14 protein-coding genes are annotated in these 15,958 nt (G+C 69.3%); 7 read left to right on the top strand and 7 right to left on the bottom strand.

The window, feature by feature from the left end:
• The first annotated feature begins 165 nt into the window (after positions 1 to 165).
• Positions 166 to 705 carry a hypothetical protein gene (locus tag ACWENR_RS24110; RefSeq protein WP_452279236.1) on the top strand — a complete coding sequence of 180 codons (540 nt, stop codon included), beginning with the start codon at positions 166 to 168 and terminating at the stop codon, positions 703 to 705.
• Complete coding sequence (locus ACWENR_RS24105; RefSeq protein ID WP_452279235.1) at positions 687 to 1,385, top strand: DUF6308 family protein; 699 nt, start codon at positions 687 to 689, stop codon at positions 1,383 to 1,385. Before ACWENR_RS24110 ends, ACWENR_RS24105 begins: the two co-directional genes overlap by 19 nt.
• 1,207 nt (positions 1,386 to 2,592) lie before the next feature.
• Here ACWENR_RS24105 and ACWENR_RS24100 read toward each other — a convergent pair.
• The 7 genes from ACWENR_RS24100 to ACWENR_RS24070 are packed head-to-tail and all read right to left on the bottom strand — an operon-like array spanning position 2,593 to position 11,083.
• Complete coding sequence (locus ACWENR_RS24100; protein WP_452279237.1) at positions 2,593 to 3,894, bottom strand: toprim domain-containing protein; 1,302 nt, start codon at positions 3,892 to 3,894, stop codon at positions 2,593 to 2,595.
• Positions 3,894 to 5,714: a type IV secretory system conjugative DNA transfer family protein gene (locus ACWENR_RS24095; RefSeq protein WP_452279234.1), complete on the bottom strand. Its 1,821-nt coding sequence runs from the start codon at positions 5,712 to 5,714 to the stop codon at positions 3,894 to 3,896. The genes ACWENR_RS24100 and ACWENR_RS24095 overlap by 1 nt, the downstream gene beginning before the upstream one ends.
• Positions 5,711 to 7,144 carry a hypothetical protein gene (locus tag ACWENR_RS24090; protein WP_452279233.1) on the bottom strand — a complete coding sequence of 478 codons (1,434 nt, stop codon included), beginning with the start codon at positions 7,142 to 7,144 and terminating at the stop codon, positions 5,711 to 5,713. Before ACWENR_RS24090 ends, ACWENR_RS24095 begins: the two co-directional genes overlap by 4 nt.
• 27 nt (positions 7,145 to 7,171) lie before the next feature.
• Entirely contained in the window at positions 7,172 to 8,656 is a 1,485-nt protein-coding gene (locus ACWENR_RS24085; protein WP_452279232.1) for an SCO6880 family protein, read from the bottom strand.
• A 5-nt stretch (positions 8,657 to 8,661) separates the two neighbouring features.
• A complete protein-coding gene (locus ACWENR_RS24080; RefSeq protein WP_452279231.1) occupies positions 8,662 to 9,993 on the bottom strand; it encodes a hypothetical protein in 1,332 nt (443 codons plus the stop codon).
• Positions 9,990 to 10,733, bottom strand: a complete 744-nt coding sequence (locus ACWENR_RS24075) for a hypothetical protein (RefSeq protein WP_452279230.1) — start codon at positions 10,731 to 10,733, stop codon at positions 9,990 to 9,992. The genes ACWENR_RS24080 and ACWENR_RS24075 overlap by 4 nt, the downstream gene beginning before the upstream one ends.
• Complete coding sequence (locus ACWENR_RS24070) at positions 10,733 to 11,083, bottom strand: hypothetical protein (protein WP_396803426.1); 351 nt, start codon at positions 11,081 to 11,083, stop codon at positions 10,733 to 10,735. Before ACWENR_RS24070 ends, ACWENR_RS24075 begins: the two co-directional genes overlap by 1 nt.
• Before the next feature lie 181 nt (positions 11,084 to 11,264).
• Between ACWENR_RS24070 and ACWENR_RS24065 the strand changes: the two genes are divergently transcribed.
• From ACWENR_RS24065 to ACWENR_RS24045, 5 genes are all read left to right on the top strand, one after another.
• A complete protein-coding gene (locus ACWENR_RS24065) occupies positions 11,265 to 11,849 on the top strand; it encodes a hypothetical protein (RefSeq protein ID WP_452279229.1) in 585 nt (194 codons plus the stop codon).
• Positions 11,846 to 12,916, top strand: a complete 1,071-nt coding sequence (locus ACWENR_RS24060; protein ID WP_452279228.1) for a M23 family metallopeptidase — start codon at positions 11,846 to 11,848, stop codon at positions 12,914 to 12,916. Before ACWENR_RS24065 ends, ACWENR_RS24060 begins: the two co-directional genes overlap by 4 nt.
• Before the next feature lie 27 nt (positions 12,917 to 12,943).
• The gene (locus tag ACWENR_RS24055) at positions 12,944 to 13,693 is read left to right on the top strand and encodes a hypothetical protein (protein ID WP_452279227.1); all 750 of its coding nucleotides are present in this window, start codon (positions 12,944 to 12,946) and stop codon (positions 13,691 to 13,693) included.
• A gap of 61 nt (positions 13,694 to 13,754) precedes the next feature.
• A complete protein-coding gene (locus ACWENR_RS24050; protein ID WP_452279226.1) occupies positions 13,755 to 13,928 on the top strand; it encodes a hypothetical protein in 174 nt (57 codons plus the stop codon).
• A gap of 1 nt (position 13,929) precedes the next feature.
• On the top strand, positions 13,930 to 15,324 hold the full coding sequence (locus tag ACWENR_RS24045; protein WP_452279225.1) for an ArdC family protein: 1,395 nt from the start codon (positions 13,930 to 13,932) through the stop codon (positions 15,322 to 15,324).
• Positions 15,325 to 15,958 lie beyond the last annotated feature (634 nt).

Raw genomic sequence — 15,958 nt, 5'->3', positions numbered from 1 at the left:
TGACCCGCCGCATCACCCGCGGCCAACCCGCACGCCGCCAAGCCCGCCGCACCTTCACCCGGACCTGATCAACCCGATCTCAAACACGCTCTGAGCGCAACCATCGCGAACGCGCTGTCCGCGGCAGATGAGGATGCTGCAGGCCGTGCGCCATGATTGGCGTCCATGGGCACCGGCGATCCGTACACCACCATCACCGAGCCGACGTTCGTGGCACGGTTCCTGCTCGATCCAGGCACGGACACCGTGGACACGGTGGCCAACGTTGACGCGTTCGTCGATCTCCCGGATGGCTCCACGTGGGCGCTGACGATCTTCACCATCGATGAGGTTGGTCGCCTGTTGGCGCAGTGGAAGGAGACAGGTGAGGTTGCGAACGGCAGCTACTTCTGGACCGTTGACCAGCTGATCGTGCCGGAACCGGGCGTACCAGCGATGACTGCGGCGATCCGAGAGCTGGTGCGCAACGGAGACATCACAAGCGCCGGCTTCCGTTGCGAGGGACCAGGCCCGAGACAGCCCTGGCGACCACCGGGGAGTGACCCCTTAAGCCGTTGCATCGAACCCGATCCGCGCAGATCCGGGTGCTCCTGGTGGCCGGGTAAGCCAAGCCGTGGAGTAGTCGATTGGCGTTCCAGGTCGAACGTGATCTGCATCTACGGACCCCGGCGTGACATGCTTTCGCGGTGCAGGCTGAGGACCTAGTCCGAGCTCGGATCCGCGATGTGCTCGCCGTTGCCGGCATCGACGGGCTCGTTGCCGCCTATTTCAGTCCGGACGGGCCGTTCGCCGGTATGTCGTTCGACCTGGTCGGTGAGAACCCGCCTGACGTGCTGACCCTCGACGACCTGCTCGCAACCACATTGCTGAATATCTCCTGGCGTCCGCCCGCTATCCGGGCACTTCTCGCTGACCACGACCATGTCAGCGCAGCGCTCGCTGCGATCCGCGCTGACCTAGATCTGTGGAACGCCGGACCTGACGACCTTCAGGCAGCGGCCGTGCTGCATCGTTGGCTCGACGACCTGCCTGGGGTCGGCCCAGTGATTGCGAGCAAACTCCTTGCCCGCAAGCGGCCCCGGCTTGTGCCCGTCCATGACGAGATCGTGCTTCGTGTGCTCGCTCCGCCGAAGGGGCAGCTCTGGGTCACGCTGGCAGCCGCGCTGAAGGAATCCGCCCTCCGTGATGAGATCGAGGGGCTCCGCCCAACCGGCGTGGACTCACCCAGCCTGCTACGCCTGCTCGACGCCGCAATCTGGACACGCCACAGCCGTTCTCGCAACGCCTGCGATGCCCGCAGGGCGGTCGGAGTGCCGGAACCTAGCCCGCCTTCATCCGGGAAGTCGTCGTGGCGCAGGTCGGCTACGCCTGGGACAGACAGTTGAACCGGGCGTTCGGCGACTGGCCGGTGCTAGAGGATGCCCCGGACCGGTCTTTCTTCTCACCACAGATTGTGACGGCGTTCTGGGGGCGGCACGCGTGCACCGCGGCATTTTAGTGCGTCGAGCGGATGAGTCTGCCGGAAGCGCGTAAGCCAACAGCTCTTAAGTAAACATCGGCGATGGCGCCTTTCTTGGCCGGAGCGCCGGACCGAAAAGGAAAAGGGCGACCACGCATGATTATGGACTGTGCCAGCGTGGGGATGAGGCGGCGCCGAGAGCGTGCCGGCCGTCTCCGCGGGGCAGGGCCACACCAAGTCCGCGCCGGTGACCCACCGTTCGGCCGACCAAGGAAGCCGAATTTCGACGGCTGCGGCGTGGACAGCGGTCCGTCGTTCTGGGCGGAACGCACCCGCTCGATGCCTGAAGCCCAGATCGAGCGGGTGTGCGTTCCTGTCGGCTGTCTACCGGCCGGGGCGGATCGGCTCGACCATCGCCTTAATCATGTCCGCCCGATGCTCCGAGTCGGAGGCTAGAAGGACGATGACAGCTCCGGCCACAAGTGCGCTGGCGAAGGCAAGGCGAGCCAACGGTGACAAGCTCGACTGAGAGGTTTCGATCTCCACGACGGTTCCCTAACGCTTCGGCGACCGAGTTGGGCCCAAGCAGGGCTAAGCTCGGCCACGTATGGACAGGCAGAGGTCCCGCTCCGACGGGCGGAAACTCGTATTGCTCTGACCACGCGCTGTGTAGGTACCGCTATATATTCGCTCGTGTTCTGTCTGGTCTCTTGTATGGAAGGCTCGTTCGATAGTCGGCACCGAAGTTTGCCGCAAAGCATTGACCAGAGTGTCAGACGCCACCCCGAGGGCTGACTTGCCGGACAGTATAACCGACCCACCACGACCACTGTGGCGATGGCACCCCAGTCGGCTGAGCAGTCAGTCGCCGACGGGTGGCGGGATGCGTTGAGTGACGGCGGCGATGGTGAGTGCAGGCCCACTCTCTCGCCTAGATGGTCGAGTGCGCTCAACTCGGCATGAGCGGGCATTCAGGCGGTCGGCGCCGGTCACTCCTCCCGTTAGGCGACGTGACTCGGCTCGTTGAGATCGAATCCCCGCGGGCCCCTCATGAGCGTCCTGGTACGCCAGGTTCGGCAACTGCGGATGCAGCGCAAGCAGAGCGCCCGTGCTGAATCGCGTCTCGTCCTCATTCATGCTCGGCGGCGCTGCTGGCGTGGGCCGTGCTGACTCGCATAGGCGGCCCCAGGTTGAGAGGGGTCGGCAGGTGTCCGAGGAGAGGCGGGTACGAATCGCAGCGGTGGAACCGCGATCGAGCGGGGGCGACCAGCGTTTGAGTCGGCGGGACCGCTGTCGAGTCCTGCGGAGAAGTCACCGATCCGGTGCAGTAGACCGTCTGCGGCGTAGGCCATCACAGTGCCGATACCGTCGTGGGACCGCTCGGCGATCCGGGTCCTCTCGACGATGTGCTGCGCGAGCCGGTACGCCTCACCAGGGTCTGCCGCGTCGAGCACTCGGGGTGAGAGGATCCGCGCCGCCTCGTAGCGACCCCCGATATCGTCGAGCAGCTGCGGGTTGCGGCCGAGCAGGCGGTCGAGGTGGTGGTCGACGACGGCGAAGAGTAGCGGCCGGGTCTGGTGTCGCAGCGCGGCGCGCAGCTGCGCGCGACCGTTGGGCCGGATGAGTAGGTCGGCCGGGTCGGCGCCGGCCGCGAACTCGGCGGCGAGCAGCCTGCCCTGCCCGGTCGGCCGTCGTAGCAGTGCGAACGCGGCGTCGGCGGCCTTGCGTCCGGCCCCGTCGGCGTCGAAGGCCACCACGATCGCGTCGCGGCCTCCAGGCATCGAACGGAGGATGGCGGCCTGGGCTGTGCCGAAGGCCGTGCCGCACGGTGCGACCGCGACCGCCCCGGGAAGGCCGGAGCGGGAGTACGAGAGCCAGATGGCGATCGTGTCCGCCGGGCCCTCGACGAGTACGGGCCGCCAGCCGGCCCGGATGCGGTCCTGCTGCTCGGCCACGCCGAAGAGCAGCTGGTCTTTGCGGTAGAGGGGCGACTCACGGGTGTTGAGGTACTTGGGCAGCTGCGGGTCGGCGGCGAGGGATCGGTTGCTGGCACGGCCGATGAACGCCACGACGTGTCCGTCGGGATCGCGGATGGGAAAGATGATCCGGTCGCGGAACACATCGATCAGGCGGTCCGGGTTGTCGCGGGTGGGCTTGGAGAGCCCCGCGGCTACGAGGTCCTCGGGAGAGAAGTCCATTCCCTTCAGGTGATCGGTCAGGGCCGACCAGGTTTGTGGCGCGTAGCCAACCCGCCAGGGCCATTCCCTGTCGACCAGGGCGCCCAGGGCGCGGCTGGTCAGGTAGCGGCGCGGCTCCTCGGCGGCGGCGAGCCGGCCGCGGAACCAGGCCACCGCGGCTTCGTTGGCGGCAAGGAGCCGCCGCGGATCGTGCTCCCGACCGGTGTTCGCCGCTCGGGCTGGGTCAGGGGAGGCCATCACGACGTCGTCGCCTCCTCAGGACGCGTCATCCCGTGGTGGTTCCGGTTGGCGTTGGCGGTGATCCGTGCCTCGGCGGCGGTTGCCGCCGCAGCGAGCTTTGCGGCCAGTGGCCCGGTGTACCAGGGCCGCAAGTCCAGCATGACGGCCCGGATGCCGGTGGCCAGCAGTAGCGCGGTGCCCTTGGGCATGGCGCGAATTTGGGCGGCGTCGAGGATGCGCTGGCGCCGTACCGACGTCTGCCAGGAGGTGCCGCCCCGACCGTCACGGGTGCGGGAGGCCACGGTGATGTCATGGTCGCCGACGAGACGGGACAGATCCTCGGCGAACTTCGCGTCGTCGATGCCGGCGCCCACGATCTTCGCTGTGGCCGCAGACCAGAGGGTGTCCATGCCCTTGTCGCCCCAGACTCGGCTGCCCTGCCGGTAGGACTGCAGGATCGTCAGTGGGATCACTCCCCGGCTGCCCAGGTGCGAGTACAGGTCAGGAAGGTCGCGGATCTTGCAGATGTTCGCCGCCTCGTCCAGCACCGCGACCAGGGGCGGGTCGAGGCGACCGCCGCGCACCTCGGCGGTGCGCACCGCCTCACGGAGCAGTTGGTCGGCCAGCCCGGCGACGAGCGGGGCAGCGTTACCGGCGCCGTCCTTGCTGAGCAGGTACATGGTGTCTGCGCTGCCGGGGAACGCCCGCACGTCGAGGACCGGCAACACCCGATGCTTTGGCGGGGTGACCCAGGCCATGATCTGTGGGTTGGCCAAGCAGGCGGCTGCGGTCCGTGCCGTCTCGTACAGGCCTTCGCGGGTCTCCGGCGCGCCGGCCTGCCGGCCGGCCAAGGCACGGGCGGCCGCGGCGTACCCGTGGGTCTGGAGGATTTCGCCGGGCTCCCGGGCAGTGGAGTCCGACAGCCACCGTTGCACCGATATGAGCGTGCCCCCGTCGAGCGCGGCCGCCAGGATCAGGGAGGTCAGCAGGTCCAAGGCACCGAGGACCCAGAAGTCGTCGCCGCCGCGGCCGGAGCGGATTTGCTGAACGAAGTGGTCGGCCAGTCGTTGGGCGTCCTCGATCCCGCCGACGGCTTCCAGCGGGTTCCACCACCAGCTCTGCTGTTCGTGGGTGATGGCCTGTGGGTCGAACACCCAGACCCTGCCGTGCTCGGCGCGGTGGGCGGCGGTGACTGCCCACAGATCCGCTTTGTTGCTGGTAGCGATGACCGGACCTGGCGCGTTGATCACCGCCGGGACCGCCAGCGCGGTGGTCTTGCCGGCCCGGGGCGCCATCAGCGCCACCAGGACGTCCTCCCAGGAGGCATACAGGGGCACGCCGCTGCCACGTCGACGTCGGTGCCCGCCCAACATCAGCCCCGCCGAGCCCGGTTCGATCGCCTTCGCCGGCACGTGGGCGAGGCTGGGTCGCAGCCGACGTGCCCGCTGGGCGACCTCCGGCAACGTCATCGGGCGCACCTCCGACGGGGTGGCCAGCGACGGCAGCGGGTCGTCCGCCGGCGGCCGGCGGCCCTGCCACCACAGCCAACCTGCCGTTACCGCAGCCACCGTGACCGCCAGGATGACGGTGTAGATCACCGCTACCAGCGGCGGCGGCACGCCCGGGAACAGGGTGGCCCAATCGGCAGCGAACAGCGCCTGCACGAACGGACCGCCGAAGCGTGGCCCGGCTGCGTTACCAGTAACCGTTGCGGCGATCCGCCCTGCGAGCCAAGACAGCCACACCAAGACGAGGGCCCCCCAGGCCAGGCCGAGCACCATGAACGGGGCCTGGAGCCCTCCGGCGTTGCCGCGCGGCTCGACGGGCTGGGTGCTCACGGCTGCGCCTGCCGGATCGCGGTGTCGGTGTCGTAGAGCTCCCACTCCTCACCGACCAGCGACAGCGCCACCGGAAGGCCGGGCCGCTCACCGGTTTTGACCAGGTACTTACCGCGGCCAGGGTGCACGCTGCCGGCGAACCACGCTTCCGGCGCCGCCCACGACGACACCAGGTCCCGCTCCGGCCCGGACAGGCGGATGACCTCGTTGACCCGGACCAGCTCCCGAGGCGGCAACCCGGCAAGGATCTTGATGGCGGACCGTTCGATGAATCCCTGCGCCTTGGCGCGGTCCTCTTCGCTGGGCAGTGCGTCGAGGTCTGCCAGCGAGTGGGTGACCATGACCGAGGCCATCCCACGCTGCCGGTTCAGGCGGGTCAGCGCGTCGGCATGCTCGACCAGCCCGGACGCGCCGCGTAGGGCCCGCCACAGCTCGTCCATCACCCCGAGGTACTGCCGGCGTGGGGCGAGACCCTGCTCGGCGAGCACGGCTGCCGCATCCACCATCCCGAAGCCGTAGCCCCACACGCACAGCATCGCGGCCGCGACGAGCTGGTCGCCGGCGGCGGCGACACGGGAGATGTCGACGCTGACCGCCGGCGCGTCCAGGTCCAGGGGCCGGGTGGTAGGCCCGTCGAATACGCCGCGGAGGCTGCCCTCGCACAGCAGCGCGAGGGTCGGCACGAGCGCGTCGACGCGGCGCCGGTACTCCCCGTCATTGCGGGCCCGTGCCGCAGTGCGCAGCTCGTCACTGCCGGCCTCTATCAGGGCAAGCACGTCAGGCACGGTCGGATCGGCTTCGGACCGCTCGGCGAGCACGTCGATCGCCCGCCCGAGGACGACCTCTTCCGGGTTGTCGATCTGCCGGCCCCGCACGAGGGCGCACAGAGCCAGCAGCAGCGACATGCGGCGGCCGCGGATTTCCAGGCGCAGCTGCCGGGCCTCCGCGGTGCCCATGCGCTTCATCGCCGTACCCAAGGGCCCGGAGTCGAGGGGGTTGAGGCGGTCGAGACCGCGGCCGATGCGAATGACCTGTCCGCCGAGGTGCTCGACGAGGCGGGTGTAGTCAGGTTTGGTGTCGCCGAGGATGAGTGCCTGCGTGCCGGTGGCGGTCATGCCGGTGATCAGCCGCTTGACGATGGTGCTCTTGCCGACGCCGGGCTGGCCGAGCACGAACATGCCGGGGTTGGTGATGAGGCCGGCGCGTAGCCATTCGAGGGGGTCGAGGCAGACGACCTCGCCCCACAGCATGTGTCGGCCGATCGGGGTGCCGAGGGTCGGTGCTCCGGAGCCGGCGACGAACGGATACAGCCCGGCCAACTGGACGGTGGTGCCCTGGTATTCCATTCCGGGGTCGATGTGGCTGGCGCGGCCGGCGCCCGGGGCGCGTACTCCCCATGCGGGGGCGAGACCGGCGGTGGTTGGTGCCATCGGGATTTCCTCCAGTGGGGGCGGTGGTCAGCGGGGCCAGTGGCGGGACAGCTGCGGGGGACAGACACCGCACGGCAGCGTGGTGGCGAAACCCGCCGCCTGGCTCGCCCACATCCGACGGAATCTGATCTTCGCGATGTCGGCGCGTGACTCGACGTCGGCGACGGCCTTGCCGAGGTCCTCGGGGTTGAGGACGGTGACGGTGCAGAACAGCGACATCAGCCCGACGCCGGCGCCCACCGCCTCCTCGCGGGCGGTCTGGTTGGCGCGTTCCCGGTCGGCGAGGTCGCGGGCGGACTCGTCCCGCTTCTGCGCCCGGTGGTAGGCCTGCCGGAACTGCGCGGCGTTGACCTCCGCCTCCACGACACGGGCCGCATCGCCAGCGGGCAGTGGCCGATAGAGCAGGCTCACCCGTTTCGGGTACGGGCCGGGCGCCAGTAGCCGCGCGAGGACGTCGGCGTGTACCGACTGCCGCGGTGCCTCGTGCATCGACCAGGTCACCGATGTGCCGGAGTCGTGGACGTAGCGGTCGACGTGTTCCTCGGCGGCGACCGGGCCGGCGGAGTCCCAGTCCAACCACCGGGCCAGATCGCCGTCGCGCGCGCCCAGGCGAGCGACGTCACCTCGGATGGCGGGATCGTAGGCGGTGCGCACGATCGCGGTGACCTGGTCGGCGGTGGCCCGACCGAGGACCGTCAGCCCGCAACTGCCCAGCGAGTCCTGCAGCCCGGTCAGGGAGCGGCTGATCTCCGCCAGTGCCTCCTCGACGCCCTTCGGTTTCGTCGGAGACGCCGCCGGATTGAAGGTGATGCTGACACGGGTTTGGACGTCGGCAGCGGCAGCGGGGGACACCTCCACCAGGCGCTGCAGGACCCGCCTCGCGGCGGCGGGACCGTGCGGCACGATTCGGCCGGAGATGTAGTCGGACAACCGGGAGCCAGGGTCGGGTGCGGTGTCGACGGTTACCGCGATGTGCTGGACCGTGGGTAGGTAGCCGAGGTTGGCAAGCCAGCCTCCCCAGTTCGCGACCCACGATGCGGTGGCGTCCGGGTCGGCGAGCCAGGTGGAGGTGGCGGCGCAGCGCAACGTCACCGTCATGCTGCCCAGCCGTCGGTTGTAGACGACGCCGTAGTTGCCGCCGGCCTCGTCGGTGACCGTGAGCACGGTGGTCGGAGCGAGGACACCGGGCAGCTGCCAGGCGCTCTCGCCGACGGCCATGACCCCTGACCGGTAGGAGGTGTAGCCGCGGGTGGTGCCGATCAGCCACCGGGCGCGCCGGATGATGCCGGTGGCCAGCGGTACGCCGTCCCAGCGCAGTAGTAGCAGGGCGATGGTGGCGACGGCGGGAGCGGCCACCCACGCCAATGCGGTCATGCTGATCGACGCGGCGATCAGCAGCGAGGTGATCGCCGCGAATACGCTGAGGGTTTGAGCCGGGCCGAGGCCGAGCAGGCCCATCCCGCGGCTGCGTCGCCAGCCACCGTAGGTGCGGATCTGCTGGTCAGTGGTCATGGTGGTCACCTGTTGTCCTGGGTAGTGGAGGCGGCTGCGTCGGCGGCGGACTTGACGGCGCTACCAGCGGTTTCGGCGGCCGTGGCGACGCCCGTGACGATGAGAGCGGTAGGCCCTGTCGCGGCTGCGTCGACTCCTGAGGCAGCTGTCGCTCCACCTCCGGCGGCGCGCCCTGCGGCGGCAGTGCGACCTGCGGCGCCGCCGATGGGAGGGTCGCTGGCGGCAGTTGACGCCCCAGCACGGGGCATTGCCGTCGGCGTGACGGGGACGGCGCCGGTCGGTGCGCCGCTGGACGTACCGCCCAGGCTCGTGTCGAGGTAGCGGGCGTGCTCGCCGGCGCTGGACCCGCCGGCGCTGCGCAGTGACGACGCGGCGTGCAAACCCGCTGCAGCGCCGGCGGCGGCCATCCCGGCGCTGCCCCCGCCGGAGGCGATCGCGCCGGTCGTCCAGGTGAAGAACTTCATCATGGTGGGGAGCGCGACCACGGAGAGCACCAGCACCGCGAGGCCCATGAGAAAGCTGCGCCCGTTGCCGCCGGTGAGGATGTAGCCCGTCGCATACACGGTCATGGCGACCGGCTTGAACGCGATCAGCGCGATTCCCCAGCCGGTGACCTTCGCCAGCCACTGGCTGGTGCCGCGCATGACCGAGCCGGTGGCCGCCAGCTGCAGAGTGCCGGCGAGGATCACCACCGAGCCCTCGCGGAAGATCATGAGGATGGCCTGGACAGCGGAGAGGAAGAAGACCAGGCCGCCGATGAAGATCGTCACCAGGGGTGTCACGCCGGCAGTTGGTAGGAGCATGGAACCCAGCGCCGCGCTGAGCGCGTCGAGGGGCGGCCTGTTGGAGCCGTTGATGATCGCTTTGTTCAGGACCCACAGGGAGTACGAGTCCGAGGCTTTGAGTGCCAGGTGGGTTCCACCGATGCCGATGGCGCCCCACAGCGCGCTGGTCCACACCCCGCGTACGGCTTGCAGCATCGGCTCGCCCTTGCGGGTGATGACCATGGTGATGCCCTGCCAGATCAGGCCACCGACCATGACCAGGACCGTGATCGGCAGGAGGAAGCCCCGTAACTGCTGAGCGGGCCCACCAGCGGCGTTGCAGTCAGCGAGCCAGCCCGCCGCGTTCGGGTCGCCAGCGCACAGATCCGTGGAGGGCACCAAGATCCAGGACGCCATGACGGTGATGACCCACTTGATGGCGTCGTTCATCGAGCCCGCGAGCCCGCCGAGGAACATGTCGGTGACCGAGCCGCCGATCTTCTCGCTGACGCTGCTCTCTGCACCGAAGACGCCCGTGCAGCTCACGGGCATGAACGGATTGCACATGATCACCGTCCAGGGATGAAGGGATGGAAGCCGTCCGGGCTGCCCGCTCGCGACACCGTCGCGCTGAAGTCACCGCCGGCTGGGGCGAGCAGCGCCCAGTCCGTGCCGGTCCACTGCAGGTACACGGTCGTGGCGGCCAGCAGGGGGTTGCCCTGCGCGTCACGGGCCTCGGTGAGGAGCCGCACGGACGCCGCTTGTTGGCTGTAGTTGGTCAGCTGGTATCCGCGCAGTACCGCCTCCAGGCGGCCGACCGGCTGCCCGTACGGGACGTTGGTGTTGGCGCGTAGGTGGTCGTAGCTCTGCCCGATCGTCGACCGCATCGCCGGGGCGTCCGCGCCGACGACCTGCTTCTGCAGGGTCTGGTCGAACACGCCCGGTCCGAGCTGCGGGGCGCAGCGCACCGTGATGTGCACCGCGGCGAGAAGCGCACCAGCCTCGTCGTGGCTGAAGCGTCGCGCTGCACCGCCGCTGGTGTCGAGCGGACCGACCTGGCCGGAAACGGGCAGGGAGATCCCGGCAACCGGCGTCCACTTGAGGTCGGCGGGCAACGCCACCGCGCGGGCAGCAGCGTCGGGGACGGGAGCGGCGGCGGTGACGCCCGCCTGCTGCGCAGCGGCGGTGGGTTCGTCGCGCAGGCCGGCGACGGCCGCGACGCCGAGCGCAGTCGCCGCCGCGGCCGCGAGGGTGACGGCGGCGATCCAGCGACGGGTCCGGCGCCGGGTCCGGTCGATGACGTCGTAGGTCATTACCGCAGGACCGCGCCGACAACCAGGGCGCCCATCGCGCCGAGGGTGAGCCCGCCGAGGACCCACGGGATGCCGGCCGCGCCGTCGGCGGCCAGCGAGGACCGGTTGCGTCGACCGACGGTCATCATGATCCCGGAGGCGAACAGGCCGGCGACCCCGCCGATCATGAGGACCCACTTCATCCAGCCCAGGAACATGTCGCCGAAGGCCTGCAAACCCTCGGGTGCGACCGGGGCCGGGTTGGGTACGTCGACCGGCTTGGGCGCGCCACTCGGAGAGGGCGCCGCGGCCAGGACGTCGAACGCCTCCTGGGTGTTGTCGGCCGCGAACGCGAGCAAGGTAGCGAGCACGGGTGTCTCCTAGGCCTTCGTCGGGGTGTCGCACCGAGTGGTGCGTCTGCCGATGACCTTCGCCGTGTGGCGCTGACGGGACCGTTGCCGCTGGTGTAGCCGGCAGCGTTACCACCCCTCGTGACCTGCGATGGCAGCGGTAACGGCGCTACCCGGGCGGCATCGTCACGCCATGTTCTCCATGAAGATCACGCCGCCGAACGCTGGCGCGCTCGGCGCCGCGATGCTGGTGGCAGCCGTGGCTGGCTGCGCGACCCGCCCCGCCGCCCCCAGCCGCCAGGACACTGACGCTCAGCCGACCGTCGCCGCGCACTCGGTCGCGCTTCCCGTGGTGCCGCCACGTGACTCGAAGGCCGACTACACCGATCCGGCGCACGTATGCCAGGCGTTCGTCACCGCCCTGTACCGGGTCGACACCACGCGCGACGCCGGGCCCGGCGACGCCTTCGCCCGCGCATCGGCCTACGCCACCGGGGCACTGGCGGGTCAGAGCACTGCCGCTGACCGCGACGGCCGATGGGAGACGTGGGCTGCGCACCGCGTACGCGTCGACGTCCACGTGCGTCCACAGCCGGATATGCACCCGCAGCACGACAGCACCATCGAGGCGCACCGGGCAGTCCGGCTCACCGCGACACCGGTCGGCGACGGCGGGTGGCGCGGCTGGACCGAGCACAGTGTCGTGTTCTGCACCCTGCGCGCCGGCGACAGCGGCCAGCCCGGATGGCGGGTGGCGCACTACGAGGTCCAGGCGGTGCGGCCATGAACAGCAGCACGGCGTGGAAGTGGGGCGCCGCCGCCCTGGCCGTCGCGTTCCTCGTACCGCTCACGCTGGTCATGGTCGGCGGAGTGGCGGTGGTGGCGTCGCCCCCCTACCAGTGCACCGTCGTCCCACCGTCTCCCTCAGCTAACCCTGCCGGAAGCACGGCAGACGCCTCCTGGAATCCGGCGCAGGTCGGCCACGTCGCCACCATCGTCCGGGTCGGCGCCGAGAAGAACGTGCCGTCGAAGGGGTGGACGGTTGCCGTAGCGACGGCGATGCAGGAGTCGGCACTGCGGAACCTCGCCAACTCGACGGTGCCGGAATCCCTGGGCATTCCCCACGAGGGTGTCGGCCGTGACCACGACTCCGTGGGCCTGTTCCAGCAGCGGCCCGGGTGGGGCACTGTCGTGCAGCGCATGACCCCCGACTACGCCGCCGGGAAGTTCTACGACGCTCTCGTCAAGGTCAACGGTTGGGAGGCCATGCCCCTGGCTGAGGCCGCCCAGGCGGTGCAGGTCTCCAGGTACCCGGACGCGTACGCGAAGTGGCAGAGCGAGGCCCAGCGCCTGGTGCAGCTCGTCCGCGGCCAGTTGGGCATCAGCTGCAGCGGCGGCGCGACCGGCGAGTGGCGAGTGCCCCTGCCCGAGGGCAGCTACAGCGTCGGTGACGGATGGGGCGCCCCGCGGGGAAACCGCGCTCACCGCGGGATCGACCTGATCGCCCCCACCGGCACACCGGTCCTGGCGGCAGCCGCCGGCACCGTCACCTCCGCCGCGTGCACCAGTGCCTACTGCGACCGCCCCGGCAACCCAGACCTGCCCGGCTGTGGGCTGACCGTCGAGATCCAGCACGCCGGCGGGATGGGCACCACCTACTGCCACCTGGTGTCCCTGAGCGTCGCCCCTGGGCAGGCCGTCACCGTCGGCCAGGAGATCGGCCGCGTCGGCTCCACCGGCCACTCCAGTGGTCCACACCTGCACTACCAGATCCACCGCAACGCGCCGCCGATCAACAACAACACGGCCCAGGACCCGGCAGCCGTCATGGCTGACCTAGGCATCCGCTTCTGACCCCTACCTCCTGTGACTGGAGACCCGATGGACCAAATCAGAGCCTGGACGATGCTGTTCCACCTGCAATCCCGCATGCCCGGGATGTCCGTGGATCGGCTGGCCGCATCCATCAGCCACGCACTGACCGGACGGATGCCCACGTCACCGGCCGCCGAACGCGCCGTCATCGAAGCCGCGTGGAAGCCCGGCTACCGGAACGGCGCGGAAGCCGGCCACCGGTGGGCCGTGGAAGGTTTCCAGAACGCTGCCTTTGACGCCATGTCCCGACTCACCCGCACCGGAATCGACGACCCCGACGCCCGTAACCTCCTATGGGCGGTGGCAGAAGCCGCCACCGTCATCGGCCGGACCGGCCCTCAGAACGCCCCCAGCCGTGCCCGCGAGAGCGCCCGCGCGGCCGCCCGCACCGACTACCCCGACCTGAGTCCCATCGCCGCAGGTGTCGTCGCCGGCTGGAACCACGGCCAAAGGCAGGGGCGGCAGGACGTCCGCCACTCCACCAGCCAAGCGATCTACGCCGCCTTGGTTAAGAAAATCGGCGAGCACCAGATCAGCAGGACGCAGATCGACGGACGACCCGCCGTGGACTGGTTCGTCGACGTCATCGGCAAAGTCCTCAAGGCCCCGCCCGAAGAACCCACGCTCCCATCTATCCCGATCGCTTCCACAGTGGCCGCCGCGTTCCGGCCATTCCCGGCCAGCCACACCGCCGCCCCCACCGTGAGTCCGGCGGCTTCCATTCCTCAACCGGCATCGCCCCGGCGAAACCGCTGACGAATTCCCATCCCGGGCTCGCCGCCCCGCCACACCACGCACCACCACTGAAGGGACCGCGATGAGTATTCAGCCGCTCGACCGAGACGCCACCATCACCGCGCTGCAGGACCAGATCGACGACCTCACCGCGACCTGCGAGGCGCAACAGCGCCAACTCGACGCCCAGCAGAGGCTCATCAACCAGCTTGCCACCCGGATGGGCCTGCACCAGGACGGATCGGCGGGACGCTGACATGGCTACCCGACGAGGGACGTCGCCAAGCGACAACCAGCGAGAACAATGGGCCGCCGAACGACGGGCCAAGCTCGCCGAACTCCACGAGCGCGTTGTCGCGGAGGTCGGCAAGATCACGGACAGCGATCAGTGGCGCCGGTGGCTTCAGTTCGCCGCCAAGTTCCACGGCTACTCCTTCAACAACGTCTTGCTGATCATGGCGCAGCGCCCAGATGCGACGTGGGTGGCCGGCTACAAGCGGTGGAAGACCGAATTCGGTCGGCACGTGCGCAAGGGCGAGAAGGGCATCGCCATCCTGGCCCCAGTCACGAAGCGCGTGACGGACGATCCACAGGAAAGCCCCGAAGACCGCAGCGAGCCCACAAAGCACGACCCTCAGGTGTCGGCGGTAAAGCAGAACGCCCAGTCGGCGCGAGTCCTGCACACGTTCAAGCCCGTGGCCGTCTTCGACATCAGCCAGACCGAAGGTCCGGACATCGATGTGCCCGGCGGACCGGCGTTCGCTGACGTCATGCCCCAACTCCTCGAGGGCCAGGCGCCCGCAGGGTTGTACGACCAGTTGGTCATGCTCGCCGAGGAGCGGGGATACACCGTTGAGCGCGGTGACTGCCGAGGCGCGAACGGGTTCACCGACTACACCAACCGGTTGATCAGGGTCCGCGACGACGTGGACGACGCCCAGGCAGTCAAGACGATGATCCACGAGCTCGGACACGTGGACCTGCACACGCCGAGCGACTTCGGTTGGGAGACCACCCGCGGCTGCCGGGGCGAGCGGGAGGTCGAGGCCGAAAGCGTCGCATTTCTGGTCGCCGAACGCTACGGGCTGGACACCTCGACGTACACCTTCGCCTACGTCGCGCTGTGGGCACAGCGCGCTGCCGAGCAGACCGGCCAGAGCCCAGAGGGCATCGTGCAGGCCGTCGGCCAGCGCATCGTGGCCTCCGCACCCCCGCATCACCGAAGCCGTCGACACCAACCGCACCCCCGACGGCGCCACCGTCGCACCGGCGCTGGCCGCCCAAGTGACCAGCGGTGTACGCCGCGCCTCGGCGGCGCGCGCTACCGCCGAAGCCTCCGCCAGCCGTGCGACCGCCAGCATCGACCAGCCGCTTGTCGCAGCCGCGCGCGCGTTCCCGCCGCTTACCCGAACGGTGCACGCCGACGACCTAGCTCCAGCCCCAGCCGCTGCCAACGCCGTCACCGCCCGGAGAGGAGCGCGCCTACCATGAGCCCACTCCGCCACGGTGAGCTTCTCGGTGCGCGCCTTGCTCAGGACCCACAACCGATCCTTCGTCATCATGGCTATGACGGCCGAGATGGGCTCCACCGGGGCGGCCATAACTGGACCCACCACGGGCGGTCTCGCCGAGAGCCAAGTAACGGTGCGTAGGGGTCAAGACTGCTGGTGTGCCGCACGACAATGCGCGGATCTGACGAAAGTAGTGCGTCGGCCTCACGTTCGCTGTAGGTCGGAGCGCGCGGCGGGGGTCATGCGTGACTCAGAGGGCGCTACGCAGCGGAGCAGGTGCTCGGAGTTCAGAAAAATTGGTCCTTCTTCACCGTCGTAGCGCAGTTGGAGCACCTCAACTGGTTGGTGGTGTACGGCTGCAGCGTATTCTTACCACAATTCGGACACTTGTGACCTTTCGCCACAGCATGGCCTTTCTCTGGGTGCGCTCGCCCGGGACGCGAGCAGTCGACGCTCCATAGTGGTCAGGTTCGTTGATTGCGTCAATACGGCGGTCGTGACCTGCGGTTTTGGAACTAATGACTGAAAGGGCTTGAGGCGGAGGGCATTTAATGCGGGCAGATCGCCCTTTATGTCCTATCAGGTTCCTCGCGGGCTGGTGCGGTCTCGTCCGTTATGCACTTGGCGAGGTTCTTGACCGAGGCGATGCGAATCATGGGTTCAGAGGTCATCCGTACCCGTAAGAGCGTGTTTGAGATCGGGTTGATCAGGTCCGGGTGAAGGTGCGGCGGGCTTGGCGGCGTGCGGGTTGGCCGCGGGTGATGCGGCGGGTCAT

The sequence above is a fragment of the Micromonospora sp. NPDC004336 genome (assembly GCF_053602615.1).
This window is presented reverse-complemented; position numbering and strand designations above follow the sequence as displayed.

Excerpts from the sequence above, each read along its gene's own strand:
- ACWENR_RS24085 (WP_452279232.1), bottom strand. The coding sequence starts at position 8,656 with ATGACCACTGACCAGCAGATCCGCACCTACGGTGGCTGGCGACGCAGC.
- ACWENR_RS24090 (WP_452279233.1), bottom strand. The coding sequence starts at position 7,144 with ATGGCACCAACCACCGCCGGTCTCGCCCCCGCATGGGGAGTACGCGCC.
- ACWENR_RS24050 (WP_452279226.1), top strand. The coding sequence starts at position 13,755 with ATGAGTATTCAGCCGCTCGACCGAGACGCCACCATCACCGCGCTGCAG.
- ACWENR_RS24075 (WP_452279230.1), bottom strand. The coding sequence starts at position 10,733 with ATGACCTACGACGTCATCGACCGGACCCGGCGCCGGACCCGTCGCTGG.
- ACWENR_RS24055 (WP_452279227.1), top strand. The coding sequence starts at position 12,944 with ATGGACCAAATCAGAGCCTGGACGATGCTGTTCCACCTGCAATCCCGC.
- ACWENR_RS24065 (WP_452279229.1), top strand. The coding sequence starts at position 11,265 with ATGAAGATCACGCCGCCGAACGCTGGCGCGCTCGGCGCCGCGATGCTG.
- ACWENR_RS24100 (WP_452279237.1), bottom strand. The coding sequence starts at position 3,894 with ATGGCCTCCCCTGACCCAGCCCGAGCGGCGAACACCGGTCGGGAGCAC.
- ACWENR_RS24045 (WP_452279225.1), top strand. The coding sequence starts at position 13,930 with ATGGCTACCCGACGAGGGACGTCGCCAAGCGACAACCAGCGAGAACAA.
- ACWENR_RS24060 (WP_452279228.1), top strand. The coding sequence starts at position 11,846 with ATGAACAGCAGCACGGCGTGGAAGTGGGGCGCCGCCGCCCTGGCCGTC.
- ACWENR_RS24110 (WP_452279236.1), top strand. The coding sequence starts at position 166 with ATGGGCACCGGCGATCCGTACACCACCATCACCGAGCCGACGTTCGTG.